Annotated in this window: 24 protein-coding genes; 11 read left to right on the plus strand and 13 right to left on the minus strand. The window is 72.5% G+C overall.

All coding sequences use genetic code 11. From position 1 onward, the window contains the following. Nucleotides 1-66: 66 nt before the first annotated feature. The 4 genes from H9641_RS16240 to H9641_RS16255 all read right to left on the minus strand — a co-directional run bounded on the left by H9641_RS16240 (nucleotide 67) and on the right by H9641_RS16255 (nucleotide 4042). On the minus strand, nucleotides 67-1773 hold the full coding sequence (locus H9641_RS16240; protein ID WP_191805472.1) for an MDR family MFS transporter: 1707 nt from the start codon (nucleotides 1771-1773) through the stop codon (nucleotides 67-69). Continuing rightward, nucleotides 1770-2411, minus strand: a complete 642-nt coding sequence (locus tag H9641_RS20325) for a TetR/AcrR family transcriptional regulator (protein ID WP_225220594.1) — start codon at nucleotides 2409-2411, stop codon at nucleotides 1770-1772. The genes H9641_RS16240 and H9641_RS20325 overlap by 4 nt, the downstream gene beginning before the upstream one ends. A 142-nt stretch (nucleotides 2412-2553) precedes the next feature. Beyond that, nucleotides 2554-3357, minus strand: a complete 804-nt coding sequence (locus H9641_RS16250) for an SDR family NAD(P)-dependent oxidoreductase (protein WP_191805473.1) — start codon at nucleotides 3355-3357, stop codon at nucleotides 2554-2556. A 223-nt stretch (nucleotides 3358-3580) separates the two neighbouring features. Next, nucleotides 3581-4042: a hypothetical protein gene (locus H9641_RS16255; RefSeq protein ID WP_191805474.1), complete on the minus strand. Its 462-nt coding sequence runs from the start codon at nucleotides 4040-4042 to the stop codon at nucleotides 3581-3583. 174 nt (nucleotides 4043-4216) lie between these two features. On the opposite strand from H9641_RS16255, the gene H9641_RS16260 reads away from it, so the two are divergent. Continuing rightward, entirely contained in the window at nucleotides 4217-6811 is a 2595-nt protein-coding gene (locus H9641_RS16260; RefSeq protein WP_191805475.1) for an ATP-dependent DNA ligase, read from the plus strand. Nucleotides 6812-6815: 4 nt separating this feature from the next. On the opposite strand, the gene H9641_RS16265 is transcribed toward H9641_RS16260, so the two are convergent. Then, complete coding sequence (locus H9641_RS16265; RefSeq protein WP_191805476.1) at nucleotides 6816-7478, minus strand: GntR family transcriptional regulator; 663 nt, start codon at nucleotides 7476-7478, stop codon at nucleotides 6816-6818. A gap of 129 nt (nucleotides 7479-7607) precedes the next feature. On the opposite strand from H9641_RS16265, the gene H9641_RS16270 reads away from it, so the two are divergent. From H9641_RS16270 to H9641_RS16295, 6 genes are all read left to right on the plus strand, one after another. Further along, complete coding sequence (locus H9641_RS16270) at nucleotides 7608-8846, plus strand: amidohydrolase (protein ID WP_191805477.1); 1239 nt, start codon at nucleotides 7608-7610, stop codon at nucleotides 8844-8846. 145 nt (nucleotides 8847-8991) lie between these two features. Then, nucleotides 8992-9399, plus strand: a complete 408-nt coding sequence (locus tag H9641_RS16275) for a VOC family protein (RefSeq protein WP_191805478.1) — start codon at nucleotides 8992-8994, stop codon at nucleotides 9397-9399. Nucleotides 9400-9466: 67 nt separating this feature from the next. Beyond that, entirely contained in the window at nucleotides 9467-10390 is a 924-nt protein-coding gene (locus H9641_RS16280) for an NADP-dependent oxidoreductase (RefSeq protein WP_191805479.1), read from the plus strand. Between the two features lie 87 nt (nucleotides 10391-10477). Continuing rightward, nucleotides 10478-11050, plus strand: a complete 573-nt coding sequence (locus H9641_RS16285; RefSeq protein WP_191805480.1) for a hypothetical protein — start codon at nucleotides 10478-10480, stop codon at nucleotides 11048-11050. 106 nt (nucleotides 11051-11156) lie between these two features. Further along, entirely contained in the window at nucleotides 11157-11990 is an 834-nt protein-coding gene (locus tag H9641_RS16290; RefSeq protein ID WP_191805481.1) for a hypothetical protein, read from the plus strand. Nucleotides 11991-12143: 153 nt separating this feature from the next. Beyond that, nucleotides 12144-13271, plus strand: a complete 1128-nt coding sequence (locus H9641_RS16295; protein WP_191805482.1) for an aminopeptidase P family protein — start codon at nucleotides 12144-12146, stop codon at nucleotides 13269-13271. Nucleotides 13272-13282: 11 nt separating this feature from the next. Here H9641_RS16295 and H9641_RS16300 read toward each other — a convergent pair whose 3' ends face one another. From H9641_RS16300 to bioB, 4 genes are all read right to left on the minus strand, one after another. Continuing rightward, on the minus strand, nucleotides 13283-14671 hold the full coding sequence (locus tag H9641_RS16300; protein WP_191805483.1) for an MFS transporter: 1389 nt from the start codon (nucleotides 14669-14671) through the stop codon (nucleotides 13283-13285). Beyond that, nucleotides 14668-15273 carry a pyridoxamine 5'-phosphate oxidase family protein gene (locus tag H9641_RS16305; RefSeq protein ID WP_191805484.1) on the minus strand — a complete coding sequence of 202 codons (606 nt, stop codon included), beginning with the start codon at nucleotides 15271-15273 and terminating at the stop codon, nucleotides 14668-14670. Before H9641_RS16305 ends, H9641_RS16300 begins: the two co-directional genes overlap by 4 nt. A gap of 70 nt (nucleotides 15274-15343) precedes the next feature. After that, nucleotides 15344-15766, minus strand: coding sequence for a hypothetical protein (locus H9641_RS16310; protein ID WP_191805485.1), 423 nt, complete (start codon nucleotides 15764-15766; stop codon nucleotides 15344-15346). A gap of 76 nt (nucleotides 15767-15842) precedes the next feature. Further along, complete coding sequence (gene bioB, locus H9641_RS16315) at nucleotides 15843-16952, minus strand: biotin synthase BioB (RefSeq protein ID WP_225220611.1); 1110 nt, start codon at nucleotides 16950-16952, stop codon at nucleotides 15843-15845. 247 nt (nucleotides 16953-17199) lie between these two features. Here bioB and H9641_RS16320 point away from each other — a divergent pair, with 247 nt between their 5' ends. The 3 genes from H9641_RS16320 to H9641_RS16330 are packed head-to-tail and all read left to right on the plus strand — an operon-like array spanning nucleotide 17200 to nucleotide 19375. Next, nucleotides 17200-17784, plus strand: a complete 585-nt coding sequence (locus tag H9641_RS16320; RefSeq protein ID WP_191805487.1) for a TetR/AcrR family transcriptional regulator — start codon at nucleotides 17200-17202, stop codon at nucleotides 17782-17784. Further along, complete coding sequence (locus H9641_RS16325) at nucleotides 17781-18515, plus strand: pyridoxine/pyridoxamine 5'-phosphate oxidase (protein ID WP_191805488.1); 735 nt, start codon at nucleotides 17781-17783, stop codon at nucleotides 18513-18515. The genes H9641_RS16320 and H9641_RS16325 overlap by 4 nt, the downstream gene beginning before the upstream one ends. Next, a complete protein-coding gene (locus tag H9641_RS16330; RefSeq protein ID WP_191805489.1) occupies nucleotides 18512-19375 on the plus strand; it encodes a maleylpyruvate isomerase family mycothiol-dependent enzyme in 864 nt (287 codons plus the stop codon). Before H9641_RS16325 ends, H9641_RS16330 begins: the two co-directional genes overlap by 4 nt. Before the next feature lie 7 nt (nucleotides 19376-19382). Here H9641_RS16330 and nirD read toward each other — a convergent pair whose 3' ends face one another. Beyond that, nucleotides 19383-19721, minus strand: a complete 339-nt coding sequence (gene nirD, locus H9641_RS16335; RefSeq protein WP_191805490.1) for a nitrite reductase small subunit NirD — start codon at nucleotides 19719-19721, stop codon at nucleotides 19383-19385. Then, a complete protein-coding gene (gene nirB, locus H9641_RS16340; protein ID WP_191805491.1) occupies nucleotides 19718-22291 on the minus strand; it encodes a nitrite reductase large subunit NirB in 2574 nt (857 codons plus the stop codon). The genes nirD and nirB overlap by 4 nt, the downstream gene beginning before the upstream one ends. A gap of 241 nt (nucleotides 22292-22532) precedes the next feature. Here nirB and mqo point away from each other — a divergent pair, with 241 nt between their 5' ends. Further along, complete coding sequence (gene mqo, locus H9641_RS16345; RefSeq protein WP_318244649.1) at nucleotides 22533-24047, plus strand: malate dehydrogenase (quinone); 1515 nt, start codon at nucleotides 22533-22535, stop codon at nucleotides 24045-24047. A gap of 100 nt (nucleotides 24048-24147) precedes the next feature. Here mqo and H9641_RS16350 read toward each other — a convergent pair whose 3' ends face one another. Together H9641_RS16350 and H9641_RS16355 are read right to left on the minus strand one after the other, a co-directional pair. Continuing rightward, nucleotides 24148-25389, minus strand: coding sequence for an acyl-CoA thioesterase/BAAT N-terminal domain-containing protein (locus tag H9641_RS16350; protein WP_191805493.1), 1242 nt, complete (start codon nucleotides 25387-25389; stop codon nucleotides 24148-24150). A gap of 67 nt (nucleotides 25390-25456) precedes the next feature. Continuing rightward, nucleotides 25457-25657 (minus strand): hypothetical protein, encoded by a 201-nt coding sequence (locus H9641_RS16355; RefSeq protein ID WP_191805494.1) that lies wholly within the window; start codon nucleotides 25655-25657, stop codon nucleotides 25457-25459. Between the last annotated feature and the right edge of the window lie 89 nt (nucleotides 25658-25746).

The following is a 25746-nucleotide window of genomic DNA, read 5'->3' on the forward strand; positions in this document are numbered from 1 at the left end:
GTCCTCAGACCACGAAGTGCAGGGACCTCCGGCCGCGGCCGGAGGTCCCTGCGCTTGCGGTGGGGTCTACCGCTGGCGGGGCTGCGGTCCGCTGGTCGCGTCCTCGAAGGGCCCGACGGCGTCGCTCGCCTCGTCCTCGTCGGTCACCAGGAGCTGGCCCTCGGCCAGGGACTCCGCGGCGATCTCGTGCTCGACCGAGGTCGCGAGCGGCTTCTCGTGGATGAAGCACAGGGCGATCGCGGCGATGAGCGCGAGCGGCACCATGTAGAGGAAGAGCGGCACGAGCGCCTCGTTGTAGGACTCGATCACGAGGGCGCGCACACCGTCGGGCAGGGACTGGACCAGGTCCGGGGTGAGCGAGCCCGTCCCTCCCGCCGAGCCCGTGCCCTGCGGGAACTTCTCCGCGATGAGCGTGGTCAGGCGCGAGATGAAGACGCTGCCGACCACGGCCGAGCCCAGCGTGGCACCGACCTGACGGAAGTAGTTGTTGGCCGCGGTCGCGGTGCCGACCTCGCGCAGGGGGAACGAGTTCTGCACGATCAGCGTGAGGATCTGCATGCTGCTGCCCAGCCCGATCCCGATCACCCCGAGGAACACGCAGATCATCGGGGTCGGGGTGTCGGCCTTGACGGTCGAGAGCAGGGCCAGGCCCACGCCCAGGATCAGCGAACCGACGATCGGGAGGACCTTGTACCTCCCGGTCCGCGAGACCATCTGGCCCGTGATGACCGAGGTGACGAGCAGCGATCCCATCATGGGGATCATGAGCAGGCCTGCGACGGTCGCGCTCGCGCCGGTCGCCATCTGGAGGTACGTCGGCATGTAGCCGATCGCGCCGAACATCGCGATACCGGTCGCGAGCGCCGCGATGGTCGTGACCGTGAAATTGCGGTCAGCGAACAGGTGCAGCGGGATGATCGGCTCGTCGGCACGCTTCTCGACGAGCACGAACGCCACGGCGGCCACGACCGCCAGCGCGATGAGCCCGAGGATCGTCGCCGAGCCCCACGCGTACTGCGAGCCGCCCCAGGTCCCGACCAGCACGATCGCCGTGGTGGCCACGGCCATGAGGGCCATGCCGAGGTAGTCGTGGCGCACGCGCTCTGCGCCTCGCTGCTTGGCGGGCAGGTGCAGCAGGAAGATCGCTGCGAGCGCGGCGAGGATGCCCAGGGGGATGTTGATCCAGAAGACCCAGCGCCAGCCGGGCCCCTCGGTGAACCAGCCGCCCAGCAACGGTCCCGCGACCGAGGAGACCGCGAAGACCGCGCCCATGATGCCCATGTACTTGCCGCGCTCCCGCGCGGGGATGACGTCGGCGATCGCGGCCTGCGACAGGATCATGAGCCCACCGCCGCCCAGGCCCTGGACCGTGCGGCCCACGATGAGCAGGTTCATGTCGCCTGCGACGGCGCCGATCACGGAGCCCGCCATGAACAGCAGGATCGCGGTGAGCAGCAGGGGCTTGCGGCCCAGGACGTCCGAGATCTTGCCGTAGATCGGCATGGTGATGGTCGAGGCGAGGATGAAGGCCGTGATGACCCAGCTCATGTGCTCGACGCCGTTGAGCTCGCCCACGATGGTGGGCAGAGCACTGGACAGGACGGTCTGGTTGAGCGACGCGAGCAGCATGGTGACCATGAGGCCCATGAACAGCAGGACGATCTTGCGGTCCTTCGGTGCTGGGGCCGCCGCGGACGTGGCCTGTCCGGGCGCGGTGGGGGCCGCGCGCCGGGTGGGTGCCGGCGTGCCGCCGGCCGGGGTGGGGTGGGTCATAGCGTGGCCTCGAAGACCTCTCGGAAGATGGTGATCGCTTCGCTGATCTCGGCTTCGGCGTCGGCGTCGCTCAGGGCGGCTCCGGGGTCGCGCGAGTACGCGAAGCGCATGATGGTGCCGGCGAGCATGAGGAGCGCTCGGGCGGTGTCGGGGCTGTCGGGCAGGCCCAGCGACGCGAGCTCGCTGAACCCCGTCCCGTCCTCGGCCCGGTCGGACAGCAGGTCGTTGACGAGCGACTCGACCTGGGAGACGTAGCCCATGGCGTGCCGACGCAGCTCGGGGTGCTCCCGCACGAGCGCCTTGCGCTCGGCGAACGGCACGCCGGGGTGCAGCGTGGACCGCAGGATCGAGAGCAGGAACCGCACGACCCGCTCGAACGCGGGACCCTCGGTCTCCGCGCGGAAGGCGGCGAGCGCCTCGTCGGAGACGCGCGGGGGCACGAGCCCCAGGATCGCCTCCTCCTTGGTCGCGAAGTAGTTGAAGAACGTCCGCTGCGAGACGCCTGCCGTGGCGGCGATCTCCTCGACGGTCGCGTGCTGGAGCCCCTTCTCACGGACCAGCGCGGCGGCCGCCTGATGGATCGTGAGCCAGGTCTCGGCGCGCTTGCGTTCGCGGAGGGACGTCGGAGGGTTGTGCATTACTGCACTATATGCACGACTGCAAAGATTGCACAACTGCACGTTCGAGGTCTAGGTGGCGGGAGCGGAGCGGCCGTCGTCGGCCGGGCCGATCGACGACGGCCGCTCGGCACTCACGAAGGGTCGTCGACCCCCGCGCCCCTCACATCCCCATCCCGCCGTCGACCGGGAGCCCCGCACCGTTGACGAACCGCGCCGCGTCCGATGCGAGGAACACGACGGCGTCGGCCATGTCCTCGACCGTCCCCAGGCGCCCGGAGGGAGTCAGGTCGACCACGGCACCGACCGCCTCCTGGGCCGAGCCGTACAGCCCCAGGGTTGCCATGTCGTTCGCGAGCCCCGCACCCATCGCGGTCGGCACGAGGCCCGGGTAGACGCAGTTGACCCGGACGCCGTAGCCGAGCTTTCCGCTCTCCATGGCGGCGACGCGCGTCAGGCGGTCGACCGCGGACTTGGTGGCCGAGTAGACGGAGATGCCGGGGAAGGCGATCGTGGCCGCGACCGAGGAGACGTTCACGATCGCACCCCCGGAACCAGCGGGCCCACCGGGGCGCATCGCCCGCAGGCCGTGCTTGATCCCGAGCGTGGTCCCGAGGACGTTCACCTCCAGCATCCGCCGGACGTCGTCGGGATCGACCTCGGTGAGCAGCCCCGAGATCTCGATGCCCGCGTTGTTGACCAGGACGTCGAGCCCACCCACGGCGTCGATCGTCGCGGCGATCGCCCGCTCCCAGTCCGGCTCCACGGTGACGTCGAGCCGGGTGAACGCGTGCTCCTGCCCGTGCTCGGACGGCAGTCCGGCCGCGACCTGCGCTCCGCTGTCCTGCAGGTCCGCGACCACGACGGTCGCGCCCGCCGCCGCGAGAGCGCGGGCCATCCCTTCGCCGAGGCCCTGGGCCCCGCCCGTGACGAGGGCCCGGCGCCCGGTGAGGTCGAACACTGTCATGGCATCTCCTGAGGTGTCGGCAGGGCGGTCGAGACAGGGAGGACCGGCCGCGCGGCGGCCGGTCGCCACCGCTGAGGCGGCCGAGAAGTGGTGCGCGTCACATGCTCGCCGAGTCCCCCGTGCCCGTCAATCGCGCGCTCGCCCGGGCGGCTGCCGGTGGGTACGACGACGAGCAGGGGCCGGCCTACCCCGCTCCGGCCCCGTGCCACTGAGACGCCGTGCGTCACGAGCCCGTGAGATAGAGATGCTCGCTCGCCGCGCCGGAGCAACGGTCCCGTCTGCCCGCGGCCCGCAGCTGGCGACCGAGCTCTCGGCGAAAGGCGCTCGACGCCTCGTCCACGGCCAGCTGGACCCGCCCGGCCGGGGACCGGACGACCAGCTGAGGCGGGCCGTAGGGGATCCAGAAGACGTCCACCTCGGTCACGCCCACCAGGTCGAGATCCGTTCGACGGGTCATGAATCGACGCAGGAGGTGCCCGTCGCGGAGGTCGAGCCGGATGCTGGGGCCCAGAGCCGCGTAGCCGATCCCGCCCACCACCGCCCCACAGATCAGGAGCACCCTCCACGGTCCGTCGGTGGCGAACGCCGCCAAGGGGACGACGATCACGAGCGTGATGACGGCCAGCCCGGTCCGGTTCACGCGGTCGTACTCCACCAGGGTCGCCGCGACCGGTCCCTCGTCCATGAGCCACTCGGTTCCCGGGCCGTCGGGGAGCTCGATGTCGACGGAGGTCCGGCCGCCGCACCGAGGGCCACCAGTTCCGGGACCGGCGCAACGGTATACCGATGGTGGGGTCCGGCATCCGCCTGGCACACCACCCACCGAGCGCAACCACCCGCCCCGGGCAACCATGGACCCATGGCCTCCTCGACGACGGCGCAGACCGTGAGCGTCGGCGGTCACCGCCTCAAGCTCACCAACCTGGACAAGGTCCTGTACCCGGCCACGGGCACGACCAAGGGCGAGGTCCTGGCCTACCTCGCTGCGGTCGCCGGCGTCCTGCTCCCCCACGCCTCGAACCGGCCGGCGACCCGCAAGCGCTGGCCCAACGGCGTCGAGGGGCCCGTGTTCTTCCAGAAGAACCTCGACGCGGGCACCCCCACGTGGGTGCGGCGCCGCACGATCCAGCACAAGCACAGCACCAACGCGTACCCGCTCGTCAACGACCTCGCGACGCTCACGTGGCTCGGGCAGATCGCCGCCCTGGAGATCCACGTGCCGCAGTGGCAGTTCGGCCGGACCGGGGTCCAGAAGAACCCGGACCGCCTGGTCCTCGACCTCGACCCCGGTGAGGGCGCGGGGCTGCCCGAGTGCGCTGAGGTCGCCCGCCTGGCCCGCGAGGTGCTGCGTGGCATGGGCCTGAACCCCCTGCCCGTGACGAGCGGCTCCAAGGGCATCCACCTGTACGCAGCCCTCGACGGGCACCAGACCACCGACGAGGTCAGCGCGGTCGCGCACGAGCTCGCCCGCTACCTCGAGGCCGAGCACCCCGACCTCGTCGTGAGCGACATGAAGAAGTCGCTGCGCGGCGGGAAGGTGCTCGTCGACTGGAGCCAGAACAACGGCAACAAGACCACCATCGCGCCCTACTCGCTGCGCGGCCGCACCCACCCCACGGTCGCCGCTCCGCGTACGTGGGAAGAGCTCGACGACCCCGACCTCGCGCACCTCGACAAGGACGAGGTCGTGGAGCGCGTGCGGACGGTCGGCGACCCGCTCGCGGCGCTCACCGCGGGCCACCTGGCCTCGCTCGAACCCACGCCCGAGCGCATGGCGACGTTCGCGCGCAAGGGCGCGACGTCGTCGGGCGGGCAGGACACAGGGCCCGACGGCGAGCAGGGCGACGAGGCCGACGCCGCTCCCCGGCGCGACCGCCTCGAGACCTACCGCGCCAAGCGCGACGCCTCGAAGACCCCCGAGCCCGTCCCCGACGAGGCCCCTGCGCCGAGTCGAGGGAACTCGTTCGTCATCCAGGAGCACCACGCGCGACGCCTGCACTGGGACTTCCGCCTCGAGCACGACGGCGTGCTCGTGAGCTGGGCCCTGCCCCGCGGCGAACCGACCGACACCCGGCAGAACCATCTCGCGGTCCAGACCGAGGACCACCCGCTCGCCTACGGCTCGTTCGAGGGGACCATCCCCGCGGGCGAGTACGGCGGGGGCGAGGTGAGCATCTGGGACGCCGGCACGTACGAGCTCGAGAAGTGGCGCGACGACGAGGAGGTCATCGTCACGCTGCACGGCGAACAGCACGGGACGCGGAGGCTCGCGCTCATCCACACGGGAGGTCATCAGGAGCGCAGCTCGTCGGGCAGTGCGGGCAGAGCCGAGGAGAACAACTGGCTCATCCACCTCATGGCCCCGCGCGACGAGGCCCGTCCCACGGGCCACGCGAGGCCTCGCAGCAGGGCGTCCGGGCAGCGCCCGTCCGAGACCGACGACGAGCCCGTCGGGGTCGCGCTGCCGCGCCCCATGCTCGCGACCGCCGGGACGGTCGAGACGCTGACCGCCGAGGGCGACCCCGACGACTGGGCCTACGAGATGAAGTGGGACGGGTTCCGCGTGATCGCGCAGGTCACGGGCACGGCCGACGACGCCTCGGTCCGCCTCGTGAGCCGCAGCGGCAAGGACATGACCCTGACCTACCCCGAGCTCCAGGACCTCGCGGCCCGCGTCCCTGCCGCGGACCTGCCCGTGGTCCTGGACGGCGAGATCGTGGCGCTCGACGCGCGCGGGCGGCCGAGCTTCCGCCGCCTGCAGCAGCGCGCGAACCTCACCAAGGCGGGTGACGTCGCGGCGGCCCGCGCCAAGGTCGGGGTCGAGCTCATGCTGTTCGACGTCCTGTCCGTCGATGGGCGCTCGCTCGTCCGGCGCACGTACGACGAGCGGCGCGAGATCCTCGAGGACCTGGTCGACGGGTCGGGGACCGTGCACGTGCCGCCCGCGTTCGACGGCGACCTCGCGGGGGCCGTCGCGACGAGCAGGCAGCTCGGGCTCGAGGGTGTGGTCGCCAAGCGGCGCACGAGCACCTACACGGCAGGGCGGCGCTCGCGGAGCTGGATCAAGGTCAAGCACTCGCACACCCAGGAGGTCGTGGTGATCGGCTGGCGTCCGGGGCACGGGGACCGGTCGCACCTCGTGGGCTCGCTGCTGCTCGCGGTGCCCGACGACCAGGGCCTGCGCTACGTGGGCCGCGTCGGGTCGGGCTTCACCGAGAAGGACCGGCGCGACCTCGTGACGCGGCTCGGTCGGATCGAGCGGGTCACGAACCCGGCCCTCGACGTCCCGGCCGCGGACGCCTCGGACGCCCGCTGGGTCACGCCGCACCTGGTCGGCGAGGTCGACTACGCGGACTGGACGAGCGCGCCCGAGGGCGACGGCAAGCTGCGGCACGCGGTCTGGCGCGGCTGGCGCCCGGACAAGTCGCCCGAGGACGTGCGCCGGGAGGGCTGAGTCCTCAGTCCCGCGCGGTCTCGCCCTGCTGGGCGAGGCGGGCGCGCGCCGCGTCGCGGCTGGTCCGCAGGTGCCCGACGGCGAGCCTCGCCGCCTCCTGCCCGTCGCCCGCGCGGATCGCGGCCAGGAGGCCCCGGTGCTCGTCGACCATCTCCTGGAGGTCGACGTGCTGCCCGAGCAACCAGCGCAGCCGGCTCGCGGTGATCGCGCCGATCTCGTCGAGCAGGGGGCTCGCGGCGGTCGCGGCGACGAGCTCGTGGAAGTCGGCTCCGGCCCGGTGCGCGGCCGTCGCGTCGTGGTCGCGCGCCGCCTGCTCCTCGCGGTCGAGCGTGGCCTCGAGCTCGACGAGCCGATCGGGGGTCCTGCGCTCGGCCGCGAGGCGGAACGTCAGGGTCTCGATCGCGGAGCGGACCTCGATGAGGTCCTCGACGTCGGCCTCCGTGAAGGTGCGTACGACCGCCCAGGTGCGGGGACGCGGGGTCACGAGCCCTTCGGCGATGAGCGTCTTGAGCGCGTCGCGCACGGGGACGCGGCTCACGCCGAGCTCGGTCGCGAGGTCGCGCTCGACGAGCTTGTCCCCCGGGGCCCGCTCGCCGTCGATGATCTGCTCGCGCACGATCCGGGCGACACGGTCGGCCTCGGGCTCGAACCGCTGCTCAACGCTCATGGGTCCATCCTCCCGCGAAATGACGCCACTCACGGCGACCCGGAAATGGTATACCGTTTGAGCGCAGGCCGTTCCAGGGGGTTGAGACGGCCCGCGGACCGCCGAGCACCACCCGAGGAAGGACCTCTCATGCCCCCGTTCTCCACCACGCCCCCGTCCACGGTGTCGGTGCTGCGCAACGTCCGGCCCTGGGGCGGCGAGGCCGTCGACCTCCACGTCGCGGACGGACGCATCACCCAGGTGACGCCCCACGTCCCGGCCGGCGCGGCGGCGTCGGGCAGCGGGACTCCCGCCCCGGGCGAGGTCGACGGGCGCGGCCTCCTCGCCCTGCCCGGGTTCGTCAACGCGCACGCGCACGTCGACAAGAGCTGGTGGGGCAAGCCCTGGGTCAGCTACGGCGGCGAGGCCACCACGCAGGGGCGCATCGCGCACGAGCGCGAGCACCGCGACGAGCTCGGCATCCCCGGAGTCGACGTCACGGTCGCGGTCCTGCGCGAGTTCCTGCGCCACGGCACGACCGCGATCCGCACCCACGTCGACGTCGACCTGGGCCTCGGGCTGCGCGGCATCGACGTGGTCCGCGAGTCGCTGTTCGTGCTGGGCGGCGCGGTCGACGCAGAGATCGTCGCGTTCCCCCAGGACGGCGTCCTGCGCCGGCCCGGCGTGCTCGAGCTGCTCGACGCCGCGGCCGCCGCGGGGGCCGAGCACATCGGCGGGCTCGACCCCGCCTCGATCGACCGTGACCCCGTGACCCAGCTCGACGGGCTTTTCGAGATCGCCGAGCGGCGCGGCGTCGGGGTCGACGTCCACCTGCACGACGGCGGCGAGCTGGGCGCGTTCCAGATCGAGCTCATGATCGAGCGCACGGTCCGCGCCGGACTCCAGGGCAAGGTCAACGTGGCGCACGGCTTCGCGGTCGGGCAGCTGCCCGCGACCCGCATGGCCGACCTGGTCGAGGCCATGGGCGACGCGGGCATCAGCATGACGACGGTCGCACCGATCGGCGCGACCCCGCTCCCCCTCGACCTGCTGCGCGAGCACGGCGTGCGCGTGGGCCTGGGCACCGACGGCATCCGTGACCTGTGGGCGCCCTACGGGACGGGCGACCTGCTCGCGCTCACGACGCGCCTGGCCCAGCTCGCACGCTTCCGCTACGACGAGGACCTGGTCCGCGCGGCCCGGCTCGCGACGAGCGACGCAGGCTTCTTCGTGGGCCACGACGTCCACGACCTGGTCGTCGGGTCGCGGGCCGACGTGGTGCTGGTCGACGCCGAGAACACCCAGGACGCCGTGGTCCGCGCCCCGGCCCGTGCGCTCGTCGTGGCCGCCGGCCAGGTCGTCGCCCGGGACGGTGAGGTGCTGGTCTGACGGGCGCGCCGGGCCGGACGGGCCGGACGGGCCGGACGGGCCGGACGGGCCGATGAGTTCTCCGGGGATGCCCGGTCTACACCGACGACACCCTGTCCTCGCCGACCGGAGCTGCACCCCGGCGGCACGTCCGAAGGAGAACGACATGGCCGGAACCCAGATCTTCGTCAACCTGCCCGTGTCAGACCTCGAGAAGTCCAAGGCGTTCTACACGCAGCTCGGGTTCTCGATCAACGAGCAGTTCACCGACGAGAACGCGTCGTGCGTGGTCATCAGCGACACGATCTACGTGATGCTCCTGACCCACGAGTTCTTCCGCCGCTTCACGCCCAAGTCGATCGTCGACGCGCAGGGCGCGACCGAGGCGATCAACGCGATCAGCGCCGAGTCCCGCACGGGCGTGGACGACCTGGCGGACCGTGCGCTCGCCGCGGGCGGCGCGCAGACCAACCCGCCGCAGGACGAGGGATTCATGTACTCGCGCAGCTTCTCCGACCTCGACGGTCACCTGTGGGAGGTCATGTACATGGACCCGAGCACGATCGAGGGCTGACCGACCGGGACGCGACGGGCGGTGGTGGCCGGGGAATGCCTCGGCGCCGCCGCCCGTTGCCGCCTGCATGCGAGCCATCACCTACTCCCGCTACGGCGGAGCCGACGTCCTCGAGCTCAGCGAGCTCCCCACGCCCAAGGTCGGACCGGACACCGTCCTGGTCCGGGTCAGGGCCACGAGCGTGAACCCCGTGGACTGGAAGGTCCGCGAGGGCTACCTCGACGCGATCATGGACGCCACGTTCCCCGTGGTGCCGGGCTGGGACGTCGCGGGCGTGGTCGAGCGCGTCGGGCTGGACACGCCCGAGCTCTCGGTCGGTGACGAGGTCTTCGGCTACGTCCGCAAGGACGTGGTCTCCGGAGGCACCACGGCCGAGCTCGTCGCGGCCCCGGTCCGCACGCTGGCCCGCAAGCCCTCGTCCTGGACGTGGGAGCAGGCGGCCGGCGCGCCGCTCGCCGGGCTCACGGCCCTGCAGACGATCGACCGCGCCGGGGTGACGAGCGGTCAGACCGTTCTCGTGCACGCGGCCGCGGGCGGCGTCGGGTCGATGGCCGTCCAGATCGCGGTGGCGCGCGGGGCGCGCGTTATCGGCACCGCGTCCGAGCGCAACCACGAGTACCTGCGCTCCCTGGGCGCCGAGCCCGTGACGTACGGCGAGGGCCTGGCCGAGCGTGTGCGCGCCCTCGCGCCCGACGGCGTGGACGTCGTCCTCGACTACATCGGCGGCGAGGCGCTGGCCACCACGCCCGACGTCCTGCGCGAGGGCGGCACGGTCGCCTCGGTCGTCGACGCCGCAGCCCGCGACGAGCTCGGCGGGCACTACGTCTGGGTCCGCCCCGACGTCGAGGGGCTGACCGAGCTGGCCCGCCTCGCGGACGCCGGACAGCTCACAGTCGACGTCGCCGAGGTCTACGACCTGGCCGACGCCGCGAAGGCCCACGAGGCGAGCCGGACCGGGCACGTGCGCGGCAAGGTCGTCATCACGGTCTGACCTGCCTGGCCCGCGGGAGCGGAGTGCCTGCGAGGCACGCTGGGCGTGTCGCACAGGAACTCCGCACTCGACCGAGAAGGTGTCCGGGTGAAGCACTACCAGAGCAGCGTGCCCGACGACGACCCTGCGGTCGGACCCGACGAGGCCGATCCCCCCAGAGCGCCCCTCGACGCGAGGTCCGCGCACCGGATCGCGCTCCGCTATCGAGAATGGTCCCTCCTCGACCGAGGCGGGCGCGCTGGGCGGCTCGAGGCAGACCGCCGCCTCGACGACTACGAGGAGGTCGCCCAGCGGCTCCTGCACGACCTCGACCCCCTGCCGCTGCTCGACGCCCTGATCTCGCTGGGCGTCGAGAGCGACGACGAGGGCGCTTTCCTCGACCGGGTCAGCACGGGCGCCGTCGAGGACGTCCTGAACCACCGCGCCGACCTGCACCAGCAGATCGCCGACCGGTGCCGTGCCGAACCGTCGTGGTCCGAGGCCGTTCGCGGGGCCAGGATCGACGACGAGCTCGCGTCCCGGCTGCCGTCACCGCTGCCCGATCTCTTCCCTGTCCCTCCCCCGGAAGCCGCCGGTACGGGCGGCCCGGGGCGTCGGAACGGCCGCAGGCCGTCCAAGCGACAGGACCGTACTGGTCGACATAGGAGCCCCACGGTCTGAACTGTCTGCCCCTACCGCTGAGTGCGGAGCTCTTGTGCGACTCGCCGGGCGTTTCGCGCAAGAGCTCCGCACTCAGTGTGGCGCCCGGGCCGGTACCGTGAAGCCCATGCCCGCCACCGTCCCCGCCCTCGTCGCAGCCGACACCGCACGCCTGCGGACCCGCGCAGCGCGGCACGCTCGCTCGCTCCCGCTGGCCTTCTCCGGGCTGGCCGTGCTGGTCATCGCGGGGATGAGCTCGCTCGACGCGAACCAGTTCTGGCTCGTCGTGCTCGTGCCTGCTGCAGGGTTCCTCGCGACGTACGTCACGGCGTTCGCTCTGCGGTTGCCCACGGGCGTGGGCGTCGGGAGCGACGGGTACGGCATCGCGCTCGTCCTGAGCGCCCTGGTCGCCTTCCTGGTGCCCTGGATCCCTTTCACGACGGGTGCTCCCCTCCTCCTGGGTCTCGGACTCGTCGTCCTGGGCCTGCGCGCCTCGGACCGCCTCCTCTGGGTGGCAGGGCTCGCGACGATGGCCGCCTCGTACGGGCTCGCGATGATCTCCTCGCCGATCGACCTCCCGCTGTCGATACCCGGCCTCGTGGCGACGATCGCGCTCGGCCTGGGCCTCCTCGTGGTCGCGGGCCTCGCGCTCCGCGGGGAGCGGCAGACCCTCGCGTCGGGCGACGGCGCGCTGAGCATCGGCGACCCCGCGACCGACAACCTGCGCGTGCTCGCGGTGCTCGGGGACGCCGACGAGGCCGACCAGCCCGCGCTCGCACGCCTCACGGGCGTCGAGGAACGCAACCTCGCGGGACGCCTGCACGACCTCACCGAGGCCGGCCTGGTTCGCGCCCGGATCACCAAGAACCGGAACTGGGCACAGATCACTCGCGAGGGCCGCGAGGAGCTGCGGACCCGGCGCGAGGCGCTGCGCGGCGTCGCGGAGCACCGCAAGGCCTGAGACCGCACCACCCCTGCGGACCCGCAAGCGGCCGCACAGCCCGACGACAGGACGTGAGCCGAGCGCCCGGGCTGCGCTCCGCCGTCGGGCACCCCGCTCCTCCGGACTCCCGCTCGTCCGGCGCACCCGCGCCGCCGGTGGCAGGCTGGCCCCATGAGGGAGTTCACCGCACAGGACTTCGCCGCGCGCATCGACCGCGCGGCTGCCCAGGCCCGCCACGCCGGGCTCGCCGGGGTGCTCGTCACCCCCGGCCCGGACATGACGTACTTCACGGGCTACACCCCCACGGCCATGACCGAGCGCATCACGCTGCTCGTGGTCCCTGCCGAGGGCGAGGCGTCGATCGTGGTGCCCGTCCTGGAACAGCCGGACCTCGACCGGGCCCCCGGCGCGGCCGCCCTGCACGTCACCCCGTGGACCGACGGCGTCGACGAGTACGCGGTCACGGCCGACCTGCTCGACGCGACCGGGCGCTACGCGATCTCCGACTCGGCGTGGGCCATGCACCTGCTGGGGCTCCAGCGCACCCTGCCGGGCTCCTCGTACTCCGCCATGACGCAGGCGCTGCCCATGCTGCGCGCGGTCAAGGGACCGGACGAGATCGAACGGCTCGCATCCGCGGGAGCGGCGAACGACGCGACGTTCGCGGACATCGTCGAGATCCGCTTCAGCGGTCGCCGCGAGCTGGACGTCGCCGCGGACCTCGCGGGCTTCCTGCGCGACCACGGGCACTCGCAGGTCGACTTCACGGTCGTCGGCTCGGGACCCAACGGTGCCAACCCGCACCACGAGGCGGGCGACCGGGTCATCCAGGAGGGTGACATGGTCGTGCTCGACTTCGGCGGCCTCAAGGACGGCTACGGCTCGGACATGACGCGCATGGTGCACGTCGGCGGCGACGTCACGGACCAGCAGCGCGAGGTCTTCGAGATCGTGCGCGCCGCGCAGCAGGCCGGCGTCGACGCGGTACGTCCCGGGGCGACCTGCCAGGACGTCGACCGTGCCGCCCGCGCCGTGATCACCGAGGCCGGGTACGGCGAGCAGTTCATCCACCGCACGGGCCACGGGATCGGGCTCACGACGCACGAGCCCCCGTACATGATCGAGGGCGAGGAGCAGCCCATCGTCTCCGGGATGTGCTTCTCGGTCGAGCCCGGGATCTATCTCCCGGGGAAGTTCGGGGTGCGCATCGAGGACATCGTGGTCGCGTTCGGCGACGACGTGCCCGACGGCGCCCGTCGCCTCAACAACGCGCCGCACGACCTGCACGTGGTCGAGTAGGCGAGCACGCCTCAGGCGGTCGGGGCGTCGGCGACGCCCGCGGCCACGACCTGCTCGTTGCGGATGCCCGCCCAGCTCACGAGGCCGCCCGCGACGAGCAGCGCGGCCGTGACGATCAGTGCCCGGTGGAACCCGGCGACGTCGAGCACGGGACCGATGACGATGCCCGCGCACGCGATGACCACGAGGCCTGCGATGCGCGACACCGCGTTGTTGACGGCGGACCCGATGCCCGCGTCCGACGCGGGGATCGAGCCGAGGATCGCGGCCGTCAGGGGCGCCACCGTGATCGCGAGGCCCAGGCCGAACAGCAGGATCCCGGGGAGGAGCTGCGTGAAGTACCTCGCCTCGGCGGTCGTCGTGAGCATGAGCAGGTACCCGCAGCCCGCGATCAGCGGGCCCACGGTCATGAACAGGCGCGGCCCGTACCGGCCCGCGAGCGCCCCGAAGCGCGAGGACAGGAACAGCATGAGGAGCGTCACGGGCAGCAGGGCCAGGCCCGCGAGGGTCGCGCTGTACCCGGCGACCTGCTGGACGAACAGGGTCACGGCGAACCCGCCGAACGCGAGCGCCCCGTAGATCGCGGCCGTCGCGACGTTTCCTGCGGCGAAGTTGCGCACCGAGAACAGGGACAGCGGCAGCATGGGGTCGGGAGCGCGCCGCTCCCAGCCCAGGAACGCCACGAGCGCCGCGACGCCGACGACGAGCGGCACCCACACGACCGGGCTCCCCCACCCGAACCGACCGTGCTCGATGAGCGCGAAGACGGGCCCGGCGAGCCCGACGGCCGCGAGCACCGCACCGCGCACGTCGATCCGGCGTCCCGTCGCGGTGTCCCCCTCCTCCATGCCGTGCAGTATCCACAGGGTCACCGCGACGGGCAGCAGGTTGATGCCGAACACCCAGCGCCACGAGAGTGTGTCGACGAGCACGCCACCGAGCAGCGGGCCCGCGATCATCGCCGTGCCCGTCCAGGCCGTCCAGGTGCCGATCGCCTTGGCCTGCGCGGCCCCGCTGAACGCCGAGATGATCATCGCGAGCGAGCTCGGCACGAGCAGAGCGCCCGCGACGCCCTGGAGCCCGCGCGCGGCCACGAGGAAGACACCGGTGGGTGCCAGCGCGCACAGCACCGACGTGACGGCGAACCCGAGCAGTCCCCACCACATGACGCGGCGCCGCCCGTGGACGTCGGACAGCGAACCCGCCACGAGGATGAGCGAGCCGAGCGTGATGAGGTACGCGTCGACGACCCACTGCTGGAGGGCGAGCCCCCCGAGCGCTCCCCCGGCGAGCTCGTCCGCGATCGCGGGCAGCGCGACGTTGACCACCGTCCCGTCGAGGAAGGACACGAACGAGGCGAGGATCGCGACGAGCAGCACGCGGCGTTGAGCAGGCGTCACGCCTCCACGCTAGCCCCGCCGTCGAACCTCCACCGGGTCGCGGTGTAGTCCTCGCCGCGACCGTAGGCGTGGACCGTGACGGGGCGGACCTGGAAGACGTGGGCCTCCCCGGCGGCAGGCGGGTCGGAAGGCGTGCTCTCCGAGGGCGCCTCGCTGTCCCAGAACGCCCCGTCACGCACCTCGAAGCGCCAGTCGTACTTGCACGCCCAGCGGTCGGCCAGGCGTTGGAGTACGTGGTCCTCCGTGAGTCGTTCGGCGGCTCCGGCCAGCACGACGTCGAGCCCCTCGCTCATGAGGTTGGTGCCGGTGGTCAGCACGCACCAGGGGTTCTCCTCGAGGTTGCGCGCCTTGCGCTCGGTGCGGCCCGTGCAGAAGTGGAGCGCACCGTCGGCCCAGACGGTGATGAGCGGCGTGACGTGGGGGCGCCCGTCCGGGCGGACCGTGGACAACCAGAAGATCTCGGCGGTCTGGAGCACCTTCAGGGCGTCCGCCCAGGAGGTGGGGGCTGCGCCGGGCGACGAGAAGTCCGTCATGAGCTCGCCCGCGGTGCCGCCGTCGGGGGTGGGCGCCGGGTCGGGCTGCGCGGTCGATGCCGTGGTCATGGAGGCCCTCCGTCTCTCGGTCGGCGCCGTCGCCGCACCGTCCTCCTTCGACCGGCGCGGGCCCTCGAACTCATCGGTGGGTTCCGCAGGACATCACCGCCGACATCACGACGAGGACGGCAAGCGGAAAGGCCACCGACCAGGGCGGCACGACATGCCAGACCTGCGCCAGGGCGGCAACGGTCCCCGCGGCCCCGAGCCCGGTCCCGAGGGCGACGGCCGCACGGTGCACCCCCGTCCGTGCGGTCCGGAAGACACGGTTCGCGACCGCTCCGAGCAGGCTAGCGACGAGCGCTGCGGCCGCCCCCGCGAGCGCCCCGAGGAACATCGACCACGTGGCCCAGGCGGGGTCGGTCAGCCCGAAGGCCAAGCCGGCCGCCGCCCCGACCAGAGGACCCGCCGCGAGTGACGCGACCGGTCGGCACCAGACCTCGGGCGCCCCTCGGCCGACATGGTCGACCAAGGTCGGTGTCTTCGGGTCGTCGACGTTCATGGCGGCCATCCTGCACCGAGGACACCGTGGACACGAGTCGCGACCGCGTGGCGGTCGGCCCCCGAGCGAGGGGACCTCACGCGTTGGGGGCGACGGACGTCCCGGGGCCGCGGCGCCGCACGGTCACGGCGTTCTCGCCCGACGCGGCACCGGTGCCCCGTGCCACGGTCGTCGCGTCGTGCTCGCCCGGGGCGGCCGTGGCCCGTCCATCACCGTCGGCCCCCTCCACCACGAACCCTCCGTCGGCGAGCAGGTCGAGGTCCGTCTGCGCGGCCTGACCCTCGCTCGTGAGGTAGTCGCCCAGGAAGATCGAGCTCACGATCTCCAGGGCCAGCGGCTGGAGCGAGCGCAGGTGCACCTCGCGTCCCGCCGCGAGCCGGAGCTCGGCGGTGGGGCACACGAAGCGCACCATCGCGAGGATGCGCAGGCACCGCTGGGGCGTGAGGTCCCAGGTGCCCGCGAGCGGTGTGCCCTCGAACGGCACGAGGAAGTTGACCGGGACGGAGTCGGCGCCGAGGGCGCGCAGCGCGAAGGCCACCTCGACCAGGTCCTCGTCGCTCTCGCCCATGCCCGCGACGAGTCCCGAGCAGGACGAGAGCCCCGCTCCCCGCGCCCGCTCGACCGTCTCCACGCGGTCGGCGTACTCGTGCGTGGTGCAGATGTCGGCGTACGCCGCTTCGGACGTGTTGAGGTTGTGGTTGTAGGCGTCGGCGCCCGCCGCGGCCAACCGTTCGGCCTGGCCCTCGCGCAGCAGGCCGAGGCACGCGCAGACCTCGACGTCGGGATGCTCGGTCTTGATGCCGCCGACCATCGCGGTCACGCGCGTCAGGTCGCGGTCGCTCGGCCCGCGTCCGCTCGCGACCAGGCATACGCGACGCGCTCCGCCCGCGATCCCGGCCCGAGCCGCCGCGACCGCGTCCTCGGCGCTCAGCCACGAGTACTTCAGGACCTGGGCCGTCGAGCCGAGGCGCTGCGAGCAGTACGTGCAGTCCTCGGGGCACAGACCCGACTTCAGGTTGACCAGGTAGTTGAGCCGCACGCGTCGGCCGAACCGGTGACGGCGGACCCGACCGGCGGCGGCCACGAGGTCGAGCAGGTCCTCGTCGGCCGTCCGCAGGACCGCGAGCGCCTGGGCGCGGGTCGCAGGCTCGCCGCGCACGCCCTGTGCGACGAGCACGTCGAACAGTGCGCGTGCGTCGTGAGCACGGTCGAGGGCCGGCGCGAGAACGTCAGGTCGGGGCGTGGGCGTCTGGTTCACGACCCACGATCCTTCTCGCCTGGTCACGCCCGCTCCCCGGCCGACCTCCACAAGGTGACCTGCTGCTCGTTGGGCGGGACCGCAGCACGTCGTCTGCTTCCTCCAAGGACCTGGCCCACGGGTTGGCGTCGGCCTATCCCTCGACATCCTACCTAGAGGTAGGTATGGTGTCGCCATGGACGATCCCGACCTTCCTCGCCGCGAACGCCTGCTCCGCGCGGCTCGCGACCTCTACTGGGCCCAGGGGGTCGAGGGCACGAGCCCCCGCCAGGTCCTCGAGGTGAGCGGCGTGGGGCAGGGCAGCCTGTACCACCACTTCCCCACCAAGCACGACCTCTCGCTCGCCGCGATCAGCGCGACGACGCAGGAAGCGCTGGACTCCGTCTCGGGCGAGCTCACGGACACTGACCGTCCGCCCGTGGAGCGGCTCGTGGCCTACCTCGAGCGGCCGCGCCCCGCGCTCGCCGGGTGCAAGATCGGGCGCCTGACGAGCGACCGGTCGGTCATGGCGGACGACGAGCTGCGCTCGCCCGTCCACGACTACTTCGCGGGCCTGGTCGCGCTGGTGCAGGAGGTCTTCGAGGAGACCGGCCTGCCCGACGACGTCGCGCACGACCGCGCGTACGCGGCGGTCGCGATCGTCCAGGGCGGGTACGTGCTCGCGCGCGCCCTCGACGACCCGGCGGCGCTGAGGGCCGCGGTCGACGGGTTCGTGTCGATGCTCGAGCCGGCTCTCCAGGCCGAGGTGGCGACTCGATGAGCAGCGGACCGGGCAACGACGAGGGGTCCGGGCCTGGCGACGCACGGGCGGTCGGACGGACCGAGGACACGGCGGACGGACCGAGCCTCCGCGAGCGGTTGCGCGCCCTGCCGACGTTCGGACCCGGCCTGCCGACGCTCGACCCGAGCGAGGCTCCGCCGGAACCCGTGACGTTGTTCCTCGAGTGGATCGGTCAGGCGATCGACGCCGGGGTACCTCTCCCCCATGCCATGACGCTGTCCACCGGAGGGGCCTCAGGTCGGGTGACGGCGCGCACCGTGATCCTCAAGGACGTCGACGCGTCGGGCTGGTGGTTCGCGACCAGCTCGTCGAGCCCCAAGGGCCACGACCTCGCGGAGAACCCGAACGCCGCCCTCACGTTCCTCTGGCCTGCGCTCGGGCGTCAGGTCAGGATCGTCGGGCCCACGCTCCCCTCCGACACCTCGACGAGCGCAGCCGACTTCCTCGCCCGCTCGGAGGGCTCGCGCGCCGCAGCGCTCGTGGGTCACCAGAGCGAGACCCTCACGTCGCGGCAGGAGTACTGGGACGCCTTCGCCGTCACGCTCGCCTCGGTGCGGGAGAATCCCGCGCTCGTCGCACCCGAGTGGACCGCGTACGCGCTCGCGCCCACGTCGGTCGAGTTCTGGCAGGCGTCGGACGACCGCGGACAGACCCGGCTGCGCTACCGCGCGGCAGGACACCACTGGGAGAAGGGGCTGCTCTGGCCATGACAGGGACCACGCAGGACACGACTGCACCGCGCTCGATCGACCCGGCACCCACGAGCCCGCTCGATTCCCCACAGGCAGCGCCCCGCGACGACCTTCCGGCGATCCGACGTGACGCGGCAGCCGCGCTGCGCGCGCTGACCGAGGCCGTCCTGAGTCTCGACGACGAGGCACTCGGGTCCCCGAGCTCGCTCGACGGGTGGAGCGTCGGGCACGTGCTGTCGCACGTGGCGATGGTCGGCGACGCCCTCGCCCGCCAGGCCGAGCTCGCCGCCCAGGGCGAGACCGCCGAGGTCTACGAGGGCGGGGCCGAGGGGCGCGCGGCGGGCATCGAGGCCGGCGCGCACCGGACCGGGGACGAGCACGTCGACGCGCTCACCGCTGCGGGCGCGAGGCTCGAGGCCGCGTGGTCCCTCACGGACAGCACGGGGTGGGGTGCACGCGTGACGTACCGCGACGGGACCGTCGCCGACGTCCTCGACTGCTGGTGGCGCGAGGTCCGCATCCACGCGACCGACCTCGGTGAGGTCGGCACGGTCCGAGGCCTCACGCCGTCGGGAACGTGGGGCCTCGCCTTCACGGACCACCTGCTCGACTTCCTGAGCCCGCGCCTGCCCGGCCCCGTGCTCGTGGTGCGGCTCGAGGACGGGGCACGATCCGTCGTCGGGCCCGAGGGCGTGCGGCCCGCCGCCGAGGACGCGGGCGACGACGACCTCACCACCGTGACCGGCAGCGCGGCGGACGTCGCCGCGTGGCTCGCGGGACGCGCGACGGCCACCGACCCGACGGCTCACAGGGACGGCGAGACCGTCGACCTTCCGGCGCTCGGCCCGTGGCCGTCGGGCGTCCCCGTCCGACGCTAGGCGCGGCTCACGCCCGGACCAGGACCGTCCCGTCCTCGACCGCCACATCGAACGTCCGCAGCGCCTCGGGCTCCTTGCCGCTCGGGTCGAGGCACTCGCCCGTCGTCAGGTCCCACACCTGCTTGTACATGGGGGACGTGATCGTCGGGGTCTCGCCCACCGAACCGACGATCCCGCGAGAGAGCACGTTCGCCCCCGAGTACGGGTCACGCTGCTGGACCGCGAGCACGCGGTCGTCGGCCAGCCGGTAGACCGCGACCTGGGTCCCCTCGACGAGCGCAGCGACGCCGCGCTCGGGGACGAGCCGCTCGAAGGGGCAGACCGTGGTCCATGCCGTCGCGCTCACTTGCGAACCTCCACCGTACGGGCGATCACCGGGTTGTTGTCCGAGGGCTCGCCCGGGCGGGCCGGGCGCACCTGCCCGCGCACTCCCACGTAGGCGAGGTCGGGGTCGTGCTGGTCGGGGGCGTTGACGAACGACACGAACCGCGACAGGCGGTCCGGGTCGTCGAGGGTCTGGGCCCACTCGTCGACGTACGACTCGACGTGCTGCGCGATCTCGGCCTCGAGGTCGGCCGCGATGCCGAGCGAGTCCTCGACCAGGACCTTGCGCAGCTCGACGATCCCGCCCGGGAAGTCCGCGACCCAGGGGGCGGTCCGCTGCAACCGGTCCGCGGTCCGCACGTAGTATGCGAGGAACCGGTCGATCACGGCCACGAGCCGTTCGTCGTCGAGATCCTCGGCGAGGAGCTCGGCGTGGCGCGGGGTGAAGCCGCCGTTGCCGCCCACGTAGACGTTCCAGCCCTTCTCGGTCGCGATCACGCCCACGTCCTTGCCGCGGGCCTCGGCGCACTCGCGCGCGCACCCCGAGACCCCGACCTTGAACTTGTGCGGCGAGCGCAGCCCGCGGTACCTCAGCTCGAGGCGGACGGCCATGCCCACCGAGTCCTGGACCCCGAACCGGCACCACGAAGAACCGACGCACGACTTCACGGCCCGCAGCGACTTGCCGTAGGCCTGGCCGGACTCCATGCCGGCGTCGACCAGCCGGCGCCAGATCTCGGGGAGCTGGTCGATCCGCGCCCCGAACAGCCCGATGCGCTGGGCTCCCGTGACGCGCGTGTAGAGCCCGAAGTCCTTCGCGACCTGCCCGATCACGATGAGGTTCTCGGGCGTGATCTCCCCGGCCGGGACGCGCGGGACCACCGAGTAGGTGCCGTCCTTCTGCAGGTTGGCGAGCGCCCGGTCGTTGGTGTCCTGGAGCGCGGCCTGCTCGCCGTCGAGGATGTACCCACCCCACAGCGACGCGAGGATCGAGGCCACGACGGGCTTGCAGACCACGCAGCCGCGACCCGTGCCGTGCGCTGCGACGATCTGGGTGAAGGTCCGCAGCCCGTCCTGGCGCACGAGCGCGAAGAGCTCGGCGCGCGACATCGAGAAGTGCTCGCACATGGCCTTGGACACCGTCACGCCGCTGGCCTCGAGCGCGGTGTTGACGATCTTGGTGAGCACGGGCACGCACGACCCGCACACCGTCCCGGCCTTGGTGCAGGCCTTGACCTCGCCCACGCTCGTGCAACCGTGCTCGGTCACCGCCCCCCGGACCGTCCCGGCCGTGACGTTCGCGCACGAGCAGACCACGACGTCGTCGGGCAGGTCACCACCGAGAGCCGGAGCCCCGCCTTCTGGGGCGAGGAACGCCGACGGGTCGGCGCCCAGCGAGCGTCCCAGCATGGGGCGCAGCGACGCGTACAGCGCGGTGTCCCCCACGAAGACCCCGCCGAGCAGCGTGCGCGCGTCGTCCGAGACCACGAGCTTGCGGTACGTGCGGGCGACCGGGTCCGCGAACGTGACCTCGAGCGCACCGGGCGTCAGCCCGAACACGTCACCGAAGCTCGCGGCCTCGATGTCGACGCCCTTGAGCTTGGTCCCCTCGGGAGCCGGGGAGTAGGTGGCGCTGCCGCCCAGGAGACGGTCGACCACGACGTCGGCCATGGCGTTGCCCGGTGCGACCAGGCCCACGCACTGGTCCTCGAACGACGCGCACTCGCCCGCGGCCCACACGGCCGGGTCCGAGGTGTGGCACGCCGCACCCACCACGACGCCGCCGCGCTCGCCGATCGCCAGACCGGCCTCGCGCGCCACGCGGTCCCGCGGGCGGATGCCCGTCGAGAAGATCACGACGTCGGCCGGGATGCGCGACCCGTCCGACAGGTCCATGGTCCCCACGGCGCCGTCGCCCGCCGCCGTGAGTCCCGTGGCGCCCGTCGACGTCCGCACGTCGATGCCGCGGTCGGTCACGAGCACGCGCAGCGCCTCACCACCCGCGTCGTCGAGCTGGACGCTCATGAGCCGGTCCGCGAACTCCACGACGGTCGCGGACGTCCCGAGCCCCTGGAGCGCGGCTGCGGCCTCGAGCCCCAGCACGCCTCCCCCGACCACGACGCCGTGCAGCGTGCGCCCCAGGCGCTCGGTGCGCAGCTCGACGTACTCGCGCAGCGCCTGCACGTCGGCCATGGTCCGGTAGCTGAACACGCCCGGCAGGTCGGTGCCCTCGGTCCGCGGCGTCCAGGCCCACGACCCGGTCGCCAGGACCAGGTGGTCGTAGGCGAGGACCCGTCCCGAACGGGTCGTGACGGTCTGCGCCTCGCGGTCGACGGCCGCGACGGCGTCCCCGGTGACCAGCTCGGTGCGGGGGTCCTCCCAGACCGTCGGGTCCATCGTCAGGTCGTCCGCCGAGCGGCCGCCGAAGAACTCGGACAGGTGGACGCGGTCGTACGGGGCGCGGTCCTCGTCGCCGACGACGGACACCCGCCACTCCCCCTCGGGCGAGCGTGCGATCATCTGGCTCACGAACCGGTGGGCGACCATGCCGGCGCCGACCACCACGACGCGGCCGGGGGTGGGAGTGCTCATCTGGGGGGCCTCATAGGACGTTGGGGTGTGACGTGGAGCGAGGTGACGAGTCGAGGCCGACCGGGGCGGGATCTGCCTCGCACACCATCCTCGTCCATAGATACGAGCGATCGTGGTCAAAACTGCTGATCAGCGCGTCGCGAGGACTTTCGAGGGGCTGCCGAGGGACCTTGGTCCCGAGAAAGTGTGACCCACGACCGTGACGGACCGCACACCATGTGCACTCCTTCACAAGCGTAAAATCGAGCGCGTGGCGACTAAGAAGACAACGGGTCAGAACACCATCGACGTAGCCCTCATCGGCGGCGGCATCATGAGTGCGACCCTCGGCGCCCTCCTGAAGCTCCTCGAGCCCTCGTGGACCATCAAGGTCTTCGAGCGCCTCGACGCGGTGGCCCAGGAGTCCTCCAACCCGTGGAACAACGCTGGCACCGGCCACGCTGCGCTCTGCGAGCTGAACTACACCCCCGAGAAGGCCGACGGCACCGTCGAGATCGCCAAGGCGGTCGCGATCAACGAGCAGTTCGAGGTGTCGCGCGAGTTCTGGCACCACCTGCTCACCGGCGGTCACCTGCCCGAGCCCGCGAGCTTCATCAGCCACACCCCGCACATGACGTTCGTGCGCGGCGCGGCCAACGTGGACTACCTCAAGCGCCGCTTCACCGCGCTGAGCGCCCACCCGCTGTTCAGCGAGATGGAGTTCACCGACGACCCTGCGGTCATCGCGCAGTGGGCCCCCCTCCTGGTCCTCGACCGCGACAGCGACGAGGCCGTCGCAGCGACCCGCGCGACGAGCGGCACCGACGTCGACTTCGGCGCCCTGACCTCCCAGCTCTTCGCCTACCTCACGGCCAACGGCGTCGAGCTGAACCTCCAGCACGAGGTCAACAAGCTCAAGAAGCGCAAGGACGGCACCTGGGACGTCACCGTCAAGGACGTGTCCTGGAACGCCAAGGCGGCCCCGCGCACCGTGAACGCGCGCTTCGTGTTCGTCGGCGCCGGCGGTGGCGCGCTGCCGCTCCTGCAGAAGGCGGGCATCAAGGAGGCCAAGGGCTACGGCGGCTTCCCCATCAGCGGTGAGTTCCTGCGTACGGACGACCCGGAGCTCGTCGCGCAGCACCAGGCCAAGGTCTACGGCAAGGCCGACGTCGGCTCGCCGCCCATGTCCGTCCCGCACCTCGACACCCGCGTGGTCGACGGCAAGACGTACCTGATGTTCGGCCCGTACGCCGGGTTCAGCCCCAAGTACCTCAAGAAGGGCTCGCTGCTGGACCTGTTCACCTCGCTGCGGACCCACAACATCGGGTCCATGCTCGGTGCGGGTCTCAAGAACATCGACCTCACCCAGTACCTCGTGGGCCAGCTCCTCGCGAGCCCCGAGTCCAAGTTCACGGCGCTCCAGGGCTTCATGCCCACCGCGCACCCCAAGGACTGGGAGAAGATCACCGCGGGCCAGCGCGTCCAGGTCATCAAGAAGGACCCCACGAAGGGCGGCGTGCTCGAGTTCGGCACCGAGGTCATCGCGGCCGCCGACGGCTCGATCGCCGGCCTCCTGGGCGCCTCACCGGGCGCCTCGACCGCGGTCCCCGCGATGATCGACCTGCTCGAGCGGTGCTTCCCGCAGCAGTTCGCCACGTGGCGTCCCGAGCTCGCGACCATGATCCCGAGCCTCGGCCAGGCCCAGTGGGAAGCGACCGAGCTCGACTCGCTCTCCGCCGCCGCCGGCCCCTCGGAGGAGGCGGTCGGCGCCCGCTGACCTCGACGCCGCAGGACGCACCGGCGCCCCGGTCTCCGCACGGAGACCGGGGCGTCGTGCTGTGCGGGTCGGCGTCGGACCTGCGGCCTTCGCGCCCGGATCAGGGCTGCTGCTTCGCCTCCGCGAGCACCTCGTCGACCGCGTCCCAGAAGTCGACGCGGGCCTGGTGCGTGGCGGCCGGAGTCGCCCCCGGCTCGTCGAGACCGAACGGCCGGTAGGGTGCGATCGCGAGAAAGTGCCCGGCGTCCTTCTGCTCGACGGCCGTGACCAGCCCCTGGTCGGCGAAGCGGGGCCTCACGTCCCGCAGGCGGCCGCACGCGTCCCACTGCGTATCGGCCGTCCCGCAGGCCAGCACGACCGGGCCGTCGATCGCCTCGACCGGCACCTGGGTCTCGGGCGGCGTGCCGACCGCGCTGCTCGGCCCGCACGGCAGTCCCACCCCGTCGAGCGTCCAGGCCGACACCCTCCAGTTCGGGTAGCCGCAGTACAGGCTGCCCGCACCGGTCGGCGCGAAGGCGCCGTACACCTCGTCAGGGCGGTTCGCGGCGAGCCACAGCGCCATCTCCCCACCTCGCGAGACGCCGAACGTGAAGACCCGGTCGGTGTCGACCCCTGGCTGCTCACGCAACCAGGCGAGCCCGGTCAGGAAGGTCTCGACCGGCACCTCCGCGAGCTCGGTCGGCTGCCCCAGGCTCTTGAAGTAGCTGATCGCCAGGGCCGGGTACCCGAGCCCTGCGAGCCAGGTGGCGTTGGCTCGGGCGTTCCCGAGCCCGCCTTCCGACCCGCTGAACACGAGCACGGCCGGCAACGTGTCGTCGGCCGAGAACCCGGCGGGAACGGCGTAGGCGGCCACCATGGCGTCGTCGGTCACGTCGCGGACCTCGACGTCCGCGCCGTAGCCCGTCCGCTCGACGACCGTCTCGGCGAGGGGCTCGCCGTCGGCGCTCAACGACAGCGTCACCGAGTGGTCCACGCTCCCTGCCTCGATACCGAGCCTGCTGCCCGTCATGGACCAGAACGGCCCCATCGCGTCGACCGTCGTCCACGACCCCTCGGTCGGGGCGGTCGTCGTGAGGTCGACCCGGCCGTCCTCGTCGGCCACGAACGTCGCCCGCGACGACATCGCCGCCCCGTCGAGGTCCGTCGTCGCGACCAGGCGCACCTCGCGTCCCGCACCGAGCCCGGTCAGCGTGATCGCCAGGGGGTCGAACGCCCCGTCCTGCTCGACGACCTCGATCGCCGGGTCCGGTTCCGGAGGCGCCGAGCACGCCGCGAGAGCCAGCAGCGAAGCGGTCAGCAGGAGGGCAACGGCAGGGACATGGTCACGTCGTCGGGAGGCCATGGGCAAATGTTCCCGTACCGCACTAATCCGGCACAACCCGCCACGCCGGGGCCGTGCGACGCAGGTCTCACCCCCGAGGACCGCGCGTGCCGACCACGTCCACCTGTTGGCGCGGGTCGCCCCGCCCGGCCGGCGGCAGGGTCCATCCGTCGTTCGTCCCGGCGGGGAACCGGCCTCCTGCCGGCGGGCGCCGCACCGCCATCACCACGAGCGGCGCCACGAGCGCCGCGATCACGACCAGTCTCATCACGAGCTCCACGATGTCCATGCCTCCACCCTGGTCCGGCCGCGCGGCGCGCACGAGTGGCAGGAGAGACAGGTATCGACAAGATCCTGCCAGCGGCGTAGCGTCGAAGG

The sequence above is a fragment of the Oerskovia merdavium genome, assembly GCF_014836755.1.
Lineage (GTDB): Bacteria > Actinomycetota > Actinomycetes > Actinomycetales > Cellulomonadaceae > Oerskovia > Oerskovia merdavium.